Annotated in this window: 9 protein-coding genes; 5 read left to right on the top strand and 4 right to left on the bottom strand. The window is 30.5% G+C overall.

Annotated features, from left to right (window positions below):
• Positions 1 to 21 precede the first annotated feature (21 nt).
• From H2279_RS07860 to edd, 4 genes are read right to left on the bottom strand one after another with little or no spacing between them, the layout of a single operon-like run.
• A complete protein-coding gene (locus H2279_RS07860; RefSeq protein ID WP_337196187.1) occupies positions 22 to 1,515 on the bottom strand; it encodes a UDP-glucose--hexose-1-phosphate uridylyltransferase in 1,494 nt (497 codons plus the stop codon).
• Entirely contained in the window at positions 1,512 to 2,753 is a 1,242-nt protein-coding gene (locus tag H2279_RS07855) for a galactokinase (RefSeq protein WP_337196186.1), read from the bottom strand. Before H2279_RS07855 ends, H2279_RS07860 begins: the two co-directional genes overlap by 4 nt.
• 11 nt (positions 2,754 to 2,764) lie before the next feature.
• Positions 2,765 to 3,388 (bottom strand): bifunctional 4-hydroxy-2-oxoglutarate aldolase/2-dehydro-3-deoxy-phosphogluconate aldolase, encoded by a 624-nt coding sequence (locus H2279_RS07850; RefSeq protein ID WP_337196185.1) that lies wholly within the window; start codon positions 3,386 to 3,388, stop codon positions 2,765 to 2,767.
• Positions 3,389 to 3,397: 9 nt separating this feature from the next.
• Entirely contained in the window at positions 3,398 to 5,200 is a 1,803-nt protein-coding gene (gene edd / locus H2279_RS07845; protein ID WP_337196184.1) for a phosphogluconate dehydratase, read from the bottom strand.
• 147 nt (positions 5,201 to 5,347) lie between these two features.
• Between edd and zwf the strand changes: the two genes are divergently transcribed.
• The 5 genes from zwf to H2279_RS07820 all read left to right on the top strand — a co-directional run bounded on the left by zwf (position 5,348) and on the right by H2279_RS07820 (position 11,415).
• The gene (gene zwf / locus H2279_RS07840) at positions 5,348 to 6,748 is read left to right on the top strand and encodes a glucose-6-phosphate dehydrogenase (RefSeq protein WP_137624513.1); all 1,401 of its coding nucleotides are present in this window, start codon (positions 5,348 to 5,350) and stop codon (positions 6,746 to 6,748) included.
• 142 nt (positions 6,749 to 6,890) lie between these two features.
• Positions 6,891 to 7,571, top strand: coding sequence for a 6-phosphogluconolactonase (gene pgl, locus H2279_RS07835; protein ID WP_337196183.1), 681 nt, complete (start codon positions 6,891 to 6,893; stop codon positions 7,569 to 7,571).
• Complete coding sequence (locus H2279_RS07830; RefSeq protein ID WP_137624515.1) at positions 7,552 to 8,565, top strand: glucokinase; 1,014 nt, start codon at positions 7,552 to 7,554, stop codon at positions 8,563 to 8,565. Before pgl ends, H2279_RS07830 begins: the two co-directional genes overlap by 20 nt.
• Positions 8,562 to 10,205 carry a glucose-6-phosphate isomerase gene (gene pgi / locus H2279_RS07825; protein WP_137624516.1) on the top strand — a complete coding sequence of 548 codons (1,644 nt, stop codon included), beginning with the start codon at positions 8,562 to 8,564 and terminating at the stop codon, positions 10,203 to 10,205. Before H2279_RS07830 ends, pgi begins: the two co-directional genes overlap by 4 nt.
• A 10-nt stretch (positions 10,206 to 10,215) precedes the next feature.
• Complete coding sequence (locus H2279_RS07820) at positions 10,216 to 11,415, top strand: sugar MFS transporter (protein WP_137624517.1); 1,200 nt, start codon at positions 10,216 to 10,218, stop codon at positions 11,413 to 11,415.
• Positions 11,416 to 11,443 lie beyond the last annotated feature (28 nt).

Here is an 11,443-nt window from a genome sequence, read left to right as displayed (position 1 = left end):
AAATAATAATATTAAATTTTTTCATTTATTTAAAGTATTTACAAATTTTTCAAAAGCTTGCATTCCTTTTTTATTACGTTTAAACACTCCGCAATTTTTTAATACCTCTAGAAATGTTTTAGATATTTCTTTTTGTAAAATTTTTTCTATGTTTTTATCATTAATGTCTTTATATTTAGGTAGGAAATTTTCAACCCATTGTGTATGTTTTTTAATCTTTTCGTTAGTATTTATATTTTTATTATTAAGGATATAATCACTTAAAAGTTCCAATTCTTCTTTAAGTCTAGGAGGTAAAATAGCAAGTCCCATAACTTCTATAAGTCCTATATTTTCTTTTTTTATATTGTGCAGATGTTCATGTGGATGAAAAATGCCAAATGGATATTTTTCATCTGTTCTATTGTTTCTTAAAACTAGATCAAGTTCAAATTTAGAATTTTTCATTCTTGCAATAGGCGTTATAGTATTGTGATGTGTATTTTGAGTTTTTGCTAGGATATTGACGTTTTTATCATTATAATTTTTCCATTTTTTTAGGATGAAATCCGCAAATTCTATTAATTTTTTATTGTCTTTACTTGAAATTCTTATAACAGATAATGGCCATTTAACAATACCAAAATCTATATTTTCAAAATTTTTAATTTTGTATTTTTTTTCTATTTTTGCATTATTAAGAGCAAAGGTATGACTGCCTCCTTGAAAATGATCATGACTTAAAATAGAGCCTCCAACTATAGGTAAATCGGCATTTGATCCTATAAAATAATGAGGAAATATTTTTAAAAAATCAAATAATCTTTCAAAAGTTTTTTTACAGATTTTCATTGGAGTGTGTTTTTGATTAAGGATGATACAATGTTCTTTGTAATAAACATAAGGTGAGTATTGAAAAAACCAATTTTCATCGGCAAGTTTTATGGGTAAAATTCTTAAATTTTGTCTAGCAGGATGGTGATAATTTCCTGCATAATATTCATTTTCCTTACATAAAAGACATTGCGGATAATAAGTGTTTTTATTTTCTTTGGCTTTAGCAATAGCTTTTGGATCTTTTTCTGGCTTTGAAAGATTTATTGTAATCTCTAGCTTTCCGTAACTGCTTTGAGTTTTCCATTTTATATCTTTTTTAATTTGATCGTTATTGATATAATTGCAATCTTGATTGAATTGATAAAAAAAATCGCTAGCCGCTTTTGGATTTTTTTGATAATATTGCTTAAATTGAGAAATTAATTCACTAGGTTTTGGTGTTAAAAGTCCTATGATTTTAACACCAAATAAAGATCTCGCTACATTATCATTTTCGCAAAGTTGATTTTTACAAGCATAATCTAGCAAAGCATTTAAAATTTCATTAAGTGTCATTTTGGAAATTTTTTTTCCTTGCTTGTATTCTTGTAATTTAAAAAGATCAATTAAACCATTTATGTGAAAAATTTTATCTTCTTGTTTGATGAGTTTTTTTTCTAAAGCATATAAAATCAATTGATCAATAAGAGCGTAAATCATAATTTTGTCGCACCTATATTTCTTATATTTAACATATGGCAAGAATCTTGACCAAAAATCTTTTTCATACTTTCTTCATATTCTTGAACAAGTTTAAGAGGAACATAAGCTTGAATGGTTCCCGCAAAACCTCCGCCATGAACTCTACTTACGCCTTCATCTTTTAAAATTTTTTCACTCAAAGCTAAAGCTAAAGCTAAATTTTGCTCTAAAGGTTTAGATAAAGAAAAAATGTTTTGTAAAAACTTAAACGATGAGTTTCCTGAATCTTTAATAAGATTTTTAAAAGTTTCAAAATCATTGTTTTTTAGAGCCTGAGCTTCTTTAAATGCGTTTTGATTATCTTTAAAAAAATGTATAGCACGTAAAATAGCTCTATCATGAATTTGTTTTCTTAATGAAGCGATATTATCAAAAAAATCTTTTTCATCTACTTCTCTTAAAACTTTTTTACCAAAAGCCTTTGCAACAAGTTGCATTTCTTCAGTGATTGCGGTGTAATCCGAAGTTAAATCTACATGATCTCCTTTGGTATTGACAATACATAAAAGATAATTGCAATCTGAAAAATCAAAATTTATCTTTTCAACAATAGGTTTTTGAGGTTCCTTAAAATCCATAAAAGAAAATCCTCCTATAGCACTAGCCATTTGATCCATTAGGCCACATGCTTTTCCAAAATAGACATTTTCTGCGTATTGGCTTATCAGTGCTATTTGAGTTGCTGAAATATCAGCATTGTTAAATTCATAATTTAAAATTGTGCCAATCAGATTTTCAAAAGCAGCCGAAGAAGAAAGACCTGAACCTTTTAAAACATCTGAAGTGATATAGGCATCAAAACCTTTTATATTATAGTTTAAGTCTTTAAATTTAGAACAAATTCCTTTTATCAAAGCTTCTGAACTTCCAATTTCATTTGGATTAAATGAGAGATCATTTAATTTAATTTCTTTTAAATTGAACCCCTCGGAATTAATGCAAATGCTATCACTATTGTTAGGAGCAACCACTGCAATAATATCTAAATTTACAGCAGCTGCTAAAACCATACCATGTTGATGATCGGTATGGTTTCCTCCTATTTCTGTTCTACCTGGAGAAGAGTAAAAGCTAAAATTACTATGCTTAGGATAAAGTTTTTTAAAAGTTTCTAAAGCTTTTAAATATCTTTGTTCTTGCTGGGCTAAAGACTCTTCTTTGTATATTTTTTTAAGATTTTGATTTAATTTTTGCATTTGAAATCCATTTATAAAATTTGTCCTAAACTTTGTTTAGCAATCTGAGTGATTTGATCCCATTTTTTATCCAAGATCAATTCTTTAGGAGTTAGCCAAGATCCTCCAACGCAAAGAACGTTATCCAATTTTAAATAATCATTCATATTATCAAGACTAATACCGCCAGTAGGGCAAAATTTCACTTCTTGAAATGGAGCAGAAAAAGATTTTAACATATTAACGCCTCCAGCAGCTTGAGCAGGGAAAAATTTTAAATTTTTAAATCCAAACTCAAGAGCAAGCATTAATTCTCCAGCGGTTGCAATACCTGGAATCAAAGGCAAATCAACATTTTTTGCTTCTTTAGCAAGTATGGTATTTAATCCTGGGCTTATAGCAAATTTAGCTCCTGCATTTTTTACTTCTTCTAGCATTTTAGCGTTTAATACTGTTCCAGCGCCTACAACAGCTTCTGGAATTTCTTTTGATATAAGTTTTATGGCTTCAATAGCTTCTTGAGTGCGTAAAGTGATTTCTAAAATTTTAATCCCTCCATCAATCAAAGCTTTTGCCAAATTCACACTTGTTTTTAAATCATAAATTGTTATAACTGGAACGATTTTACTTACTTCTAAGATTTCTTTTGTTTGCATTGTATCTCCTTATTTAAAATATCCACCAAAACTCATTGCGCCTGTTTCAGCACTTGAGGTTTGAGTTCTAAATCCAGCGAAAAGTTCTCTTCCGCAACCAAAAATTTCTTTCTTTTCTAATTTAGGTATTTTTCTTTCTTTCCATTCTTTTTCATCAATAAGAATTTCAAGTATGCCATTTTTTGCATCAAGTAATAACATATCTCCGTCTTTAATTTTAGCAATATCTCCATCAAGTAAAGCTTCAGGACTCATATGGATTGCTGCTGGAACTTTACCAGAAGCTCCCGACATTCTTCCATCAGTAACAAGTGCGACTTTAAAACCTTGATCTTGTAAAATTCCTAAAGGTGGAGTGAGTTTATGAAGTTCTGGCATACCATTAGATCTTGGCCCTTGATAAGGTAAGACCGCTATAAAATCCTTTTGCAATTCTTTATTTTGAAATTTATTTAAAAATTCTTGTTGAGAGTGAAATACCATGGCAGGAGCTTTGATAACTTGATGTTCTTCTTTAACAGCTGAAATTTTAATAACAGCTCTTCCTATATTTCCTTTTAAAATTTTAACACCACCATTTTGAGAGAATGGATTTTCTATATTTCTTAGGATATTTTCTTCTTTGCTTGTTTTTACACCATCTTTATAGACGATTTTTCCATCAATCAAGAAAGGATTTTTGGTATAAGCTTGCATTCCTTGCCCCATTACTGTATTGGCATCATCATGCAATAAACCTTCTTTTAAGAGTTCATTGATAACAAAAGCTAAGCCTCCAGCAGCTTCAAATTGATTAACATCAGCTTTTCCATTAGGATATACTCTCGCTAAAAGTGGAGTAATGCTTGAAATAGCGTCAAAATCATCCCAATTGATGATTATACCTGCTGCACGAGCTATAGCAACTAAATGAATAGTATGATTTGTAGAACCGCCTGTGGCCATAAGTCCTATCATAGCATTGATGATATTTCTTTCATCAAGTAATTCTCCTATAGGTAAAATTTTATTTTGAGTCATATGGTTTGCAGCTTCTCTAACTAAAGCTTCTCTTAAAGATGTGTTTGGATTTATAAAAGCAGAATTTGGTAAATGTAGTCCCATAAATTCCATCATCATTTGATTTGAATTAGCTGTTCCGTAAAAAGTACAAGTTCCTATATCATGATAAGATTTCATTTCGCTTTCTAAGAGTTTATCGCGTGAAATTTTACCTTCAGCAAAAAGTTGTCTGGTTTTTGATTTTTCATCATTGGAAATTCCGCTCGTCATAGGGCCAGAAGGGACAAAAATACTTGGTAAATGACCAAAGCTTAAAGCTCCAATCAAAAGCCCTGGAACTATTTTATCACAAACTCCTAAGTAAAAAGCTCCATCAAAAACATTATGAGAAAGTGCTACGGCTACACTCATGGCTATAACATCTCTTGAGAATAAACTAAGCTCCATTCCATCGTAACCTTGAGTGATCCCATCGCACATAGCAGGAGTTCCGCCAGCAAACTGTCCAAATGCATGATTTTTAAAAAGTTCTTGCTTTATGATATCAGGATAATTTTTAAAGGGCTGGTGCGCTGAGAGCATATCATTATAAGCTGAAACTATGGCAAAATTCGAATCTTTGTTTTCTTTAATTCTTTCTTTAATATGTTCTGGTATGCTAGCATAAGCATGAGCTAGATTCGCACATCCAAGATCTTTTCTTTGAATTTTGCCTTTGTGTGCTTGAATACGTTCTAAATATTCCTCGCGTGTCTTTTCGCTACGTTCTTTCACTTTTTGAGTGATTTGTTTAATTTTATTTAATGCCATGTTTATCCTTTATTTAAAATTTATTTTTTTTATTGTAGCATTTTTTATGTTTAATTATGCCATAATTTTAGATAAAAATTCTAAAATATACTTTTAGTAATTAAAATAAAGTTTTGGTATTAATTTAATTTTATAAAAGGAGAAAAAATGCAAAGTTTTGATTTTATTTTATTTGGAGCGACCGGAGATTTGGCGATGAGAAAGATTTTCCCTTCTCTTTATCAAGCTTATGTAGATGGATTTTTGCCTCATGTTGGAAAAATGATTGCAACGGGTAGAAGTATGCTAAATGTTGATGAATTCAAGGATAAGATGAATCATAAGTCAAAAATACATGTAAAAAATTGTGATGATAAAAAATGGGAAGAATTTACACACAATATTGATTATTTAAGTATAAATTTAAATGAAACAAAAGATTTTGAACTTTTGAAAGAAAAAATAAGTAGTGAAAGTAAAAATATAGTTATTTATTTTTCAATTTCTCCAGAGTTTTTTATTAAAGCGTGTAAAAATTTAGCATCAGTTGGTTTAAATGATGATAGGGTTAAAATTATTTTAGAAAAACCTTTGGGAATGGATTTAAAATCTTGTCAAGCTATAAATAATGAAATAGCACAATACTATAATGAAAAACAAATTTATAGAATTGATCATTATCTAGGAAAAGAAAGCATACAAAATCTTTTGATTTTAAGAAGATTTAATCCTATTTTTACTTCTTTATGGAAAAAAGATTATATTGATTATGTCGAGATCAGTGTTTTTGAAACCTTAGGTGTAGAAAGTCGAGGAGAATTTTATGATAGCACAGGAGCTTTAAGAGATATGATTCAAAATCATATTTTGCAAATTCTTTCTTTAGTGGCTATGAAAATTCCAAATACCCTTGATGCTGATTCTATAAGAAGTGCGAAATTGCAACTTTTAAAGAGTTTAAAACCTTTAAGCGATGAAGATATAAAATCAAATGTCATTAGAGCTCAATACAATCAATCAGGAGAATTTAAAGCTTATTTAGATGAAGATAATGTTAAAGAAAATAGCCAAACAGAAACTTTTGTTGCTATAAAAGCGGAGCTTTTGGATGAAAATTGGAAAAATGTTCCATTTTACATTAGAACAGGTAAAAGGATGGCTAATTCTTTTGCTCAAATTGTTATTTGTTTTAAAGATCAGCAAGATCAAAATACCCATCCTAATAAACTTATAATACGTTTGCAGCCAGAAAATCAAATTTCTTTAAATTTAAAAGTAAAAAAAATTGGTAAAACAATGGATTATGAGGAAAATAATTTGATTTTAAATTTAAACAGTGCTTCAGTCATGCAACCATATGAAAGATTGATCTTAGATGTTATAGAAGGCAATCAAGCTTCTTTTAATCATAAAGAAGAATTAGAGGCTGCTTGGGCATGGGTAGATCCTATTTTAGAAAATTGGAAAAATAATAAAACACCTTTATATTCTTATTTTGCGGGAAGTTGGGGACCTAAAGAATCATTTGATTTGATTCAAAAAGATCAGCATGAATGGCACAATGTCTAATTTATTAAAAGCAAATTTGAGTAATTTAGAAACAAATTTGCTTAAATTTTTCAGTAATTTTTGTTTATTTTGATGAATATAAGCAAAACTCTGTTACACTTTATTTAAGCAAATTTGTAAAGCAGTAAAATTGGAGGAAAAAATGGCATTTAAAATGCATGAATTTTCAGATTTAGAGTCTTGTAATAAGGCTTTAGTTGAGGCTGTTACTTTATCTATTGAGCAAATTTTATCAGCTAAACAAAATGTAAATTTAGCTTTTTCTGGAGGAAAGTCTCCGGTTTTATTTTTAGAAATGTTAAGCAAAAAAGATTGTGCTTGGGATAAATGTAATGTTTCCTTAGTTGATGAGAGAATAGTTGATCTTAATCATGAAGATAGTAATGCGAGGCTGATCAAAATGCATTTTTTAAAGAATTTAGCCCAAAAAGCGCATTTTAGTCCTTTTTTTGAAGATTGCAAACTTTCTTTAGAGGATTTAGTTGAAAATGCAAATAAAATTTACAATCAGCCTGATATTGCTATTTTGGGTATGGGTGGAGATGGTCATACAGCCTCTTTATTTCCTGAAGCAGATGAATTTGATTTTGCTTTAACGACTCAAAAAAGCATTGTTTTAACAACCCCAAAAAATGCTCCATATAAAAGACTTTCTATGTCTTTATCAGCATTGGAGAAATGCAATAAATTGTTTTTATCTATAGCTACAAAAGAAAAACAACTTGTTTTTAATGAAGCTGCTAAAGGTTTAAATCCTAAATTTCCTATATCTTATATACTTCATTCAGAAAAGGTGATGTGCGATGTCTACTTCTCAAAATAAAAAATCATATCCAAGGCTTTTAGCTGATATTGGTGGCACTAATGCTCGATTTGCATTAGAAACTATGCCGGGTAAAATCGATAATGTTGAAGTTTTAGCTTGTCATGATTATAACACTGTTGTTGATGCAGCGAAAACTTATTTAAGTAAAGTTGGTAATCCAGTAGTTCGATTTGGTGCTTTTGCTATTGCCAATCCTGTTTTGGGCGATTGGGTTCAAATGACAAACCACCATTGGGCTTTTTCAATTGAAACTACAAGACAAGCTTTAAATTTAGAGTCTTTGATACTTATCAATGATTTCACAGCTCAAGCTTATGCTATAACCAAAATGCCACTTTCTGAGTTGATGCAAGTAGGTGGAACTTCTTGTGAAGTATATGCGCCAAAAGCTGTTTTAGGTCCTGGAACTGGACTTGGAGTAAGTGGGTTAATTCCTTGTAATGAATGCGGATATACAGCTTTAGCTGGGGAAGGCGGGCATGTTAGCTTTGCACCTTTTGATGATACGGAAATAATGATTTGGCAGTATGCAAAGAAAAAGTATGGCCATGTATCGGCTGAGCGTTTTTTAAGTGGAGCGGGTTTAGTACTTATATATGAAGCTTTAGCTAGTAGGGAGGGCATAAAGCATTCTAAAATGACTCCAGAGCTTATCAGTGAACAAGCTTTAAGCGGAAAATCTCCTTTGTGTCGATTGACTTTAGATATATTTTGTGCTATGTTGGGTACAGTTTCTTCAAATTTAGCTTTAACTTTGGGAGCTAGGGGTGGAGTTTATCTTTGTGGGGGGATTATTCCTAGATTTATTGATTATTTTAAAACATCGCCTTTTAGAATACGTTTTGAAAATAAAGGAAGGTTTGATGCTTATTTGGCTGCTATTCCTGTTTATGTAGTTTTAGCAAAATATCCAGGCATTAGTGGTGCAGCAGTCGCTTTAGAAAATCATTTAAAAGATTATATCTTAAAAGAAGTGAAAGGTGAAAAATGAAATCTTTAACACATTTAAATTCTTATAAGGAGTTGCACAATCACTTTTTAAATATAAAAGATGTGCACATGAGAGATCTATTTAAAGAAGATCAAAATAGGGGAACAAGATACTTTCTTGAGACTGGTGATTTAAAGCTTGATTATTCAAAAAATCGCATTAATAATGAAACTTTAAAATTATTGTTTAACTTAGCTAATGAATGTTCTTTAAAAGAAAAAATGGTGGCTATGTTTAAAGGTGAAAAGATCAATACAACTGAAAATAGAGCGGTTTTGCATACTGCTTTAAGAAATAAAGGTAATCATCCTATTATGATTGATGATATGGATATCATGCCTAATGTTAGAGAAGTTTTAACAAAGATGCAAAATTTTTCAGATTCTTTGCGTTCTGGTGCTTGGCTTGGTTATACAAATCAAGTGATTACAGATGTTGTAAATATAGGTATAGGTGGATCTGATTTGGGAGCTTTGATGGTTTGTGAAGCTTTAAAAAATTTTGGACATCCAAGATTACACATGCATTTTGTTTCCAATGTTGATGGAGCGCAATTGCAAGGTGTTTTAGATCAAGTTCATCCCGAAACAACTTTATTTATAGTAGCTTCTAAAACCTTTTCAACTCAAGAAACTTTAACTAATGCATTTACAGCTAGAAAATGGTTTTTAAATCATGCCTTAGATGAAAAGCACATAGCAAAACATTTTGTGGCTGTTTCAACCAATAAAGAAGCGGTAAAAGAATTCGGTATTGATTCAAATAATATGTTTGAATTTTGGAATTGGGTCGGCGGACGTTATAGTCTTTGGTCTGCTATAGGCTTGGCTATTATGATTTATTTGGGTAAGGAAAATTTCTCTTCTTTATTAGAAGGGGCATATTTGATGGATGAGCATTTTTATAATGAACCATTTGAGAAAAATATGCCTGTTATTCTAGGTTTAATTGGGGTTTGGTATATCAATTTCTTTGATGCGGGTAGTCATATTATAGCTCCTTATGATTCTGTATTAAAATACCTTCCTAAATTTATACAACAATTAGATATGGAAAGCAATGGTAAGCAGGTTAGAAAAGATGGTAAAAAAGTTGATTATGATACAGGTCCTATTATTTGGGGTGATACAGGTATTAATGCTCAACATGCTTTTTTTCAACTTTTACATCAAGGAACGCATTTAAGTCCTATTGATTTGATCGCATCCTTAAGTAAAAAAGGAAGCTTACCAGGGCATCATGAAATTTTACTCAGTAATGTTTTTGCACAAGCTGAAGCTTTTATGAAAGGAAAAACTCTTGAAGAAGTTCAAAAAGAAATGTCTAGTAAGGGATTTAGCGAAGAGCAAATTCATAAACTTGCGCCTCATAGAGTTTTTTCAGGTAATAGACCTAGTAATATTATTTTACTCAATGAAATCAATCCTAAAAGCATAGGTTCTTTGGTTGCTTTATATGAGCATAAAATTTTTGTTCAAGGTGTGATTTGGGGTATTAATAGTTTTGATCAGTGGGGAGTTGAACTTGGTAAAGAACTTGTTAAAACCATTTTATCAGAGCTTCAAGGTGGAAAAATCCAAGAACATGATAGTTCTACAAAACATCTAATACAAATTTATAAAAATTTTAATTCAATTTAGAAGGAAAAACATGCAAGCTAAATCTAATAATTTTGCATTAATTGCCTTAATGGCTTTATTTTTTGTGATAGGTTTTATCACGGTTTTGAAAGATATTTTAGTTCCGCACTTAAAAGATATTTTTGAGCTCAATTATTTTGAAGCGACTTTAGTGCAGGCTTGTTTTTTTAGTGCCTATTTTATAACAGGTGGATTTTTTGGAAAACTTTTAGAAAAAGTAGGTTATCCTATAGGAGTTGTTTTAGGACTTGTCTTAACTGCTGTTGGTTGTATTTTGTTTTATCCTGCGGCTTCAACAGCCTCTTATCCTATATTTTTAAGTGCTCTTTTTATTTCAGCAAGTGGAATTGTTTTACTGCAAACTGCTGGAAATCCATTTGTAACTTTACTTGCACCTGGTAAAGAATCTACGGCTTTAACTTTAGTTCAAGCTTTTAATTCTTTAGGAACGACATTAGGGCCACTTTTTGGTGCAGCTTTTATACTTTCAGATGCTACAAAATATGCAAACAAAATGGAAGAAGCTCAATCAGTACAAATGCCTTATTTAGCAATTGCAGGAGCTTTAATTCTTTTAGCGGTTGTGATGTATCTTTTAAAACTTCCAGATGTGAGAGCAACGGCTGAAAAAATCAGTGATGAAAATCATGATGGAAAAACAAGTATTTTTCAATATCCTCATTTTGTTTTAGGCGCAATAGCTATATTTTTCTATGTTGGAGCTGAAGTTACCATAGGTTCATTTTTAATTTCAACTATGAATAAATATGTAGGAATAGAAGAAAAAATCGGTGCAGAGTATGTAGCATTTTACTGGGGTGGAGCTATGATAGGAAGATTTGTTGGAAGTTTTATTATGACTAAAATTGCTCCAAATAAATGTCTAACATTTAATGCTATTATTAATATTTGTTTAGTTTTATTAGCTATTTCATTTGGCGGGAAAATTGCTATGGTGAGTTTATTGGCTATAGGGCTTTTTAATTCTATTATGTTTCCATCAATTTTTTCTTTGGCAACAAAAAATTTAGGCAAATTTACAAGTCGAGCTTCTGGATTTATCAGTATGGCTATTGTTGGCGGGGCTATTATTCCACAGGTGCAAAGTTTAGTAGCTGATAATGTTAGCTTGTTGTTTTCTTACATAATTCCTTTAATATGTTATATTTATATCTTTTTCTTTGCCTTTAGAGGATATAAAATTAAATAACATTAGAAATAAAAAGTGAAAATTTCAC

It is taken from the genome of Campylobacter sp. B0100352/1, from assembly GCF_020135855.1.
Lineage (GTDB): Bacteria > Campylobacterota > Campylobacteria > Campylobacterales > Campylobacteraceae > Campylobacter_D > Campylobacter_D taeniopygiae.
Note: the sequence above shows the minus strand (reverse complement) of the source record. Positions and strands in the feature narration are given on the sequence as shown.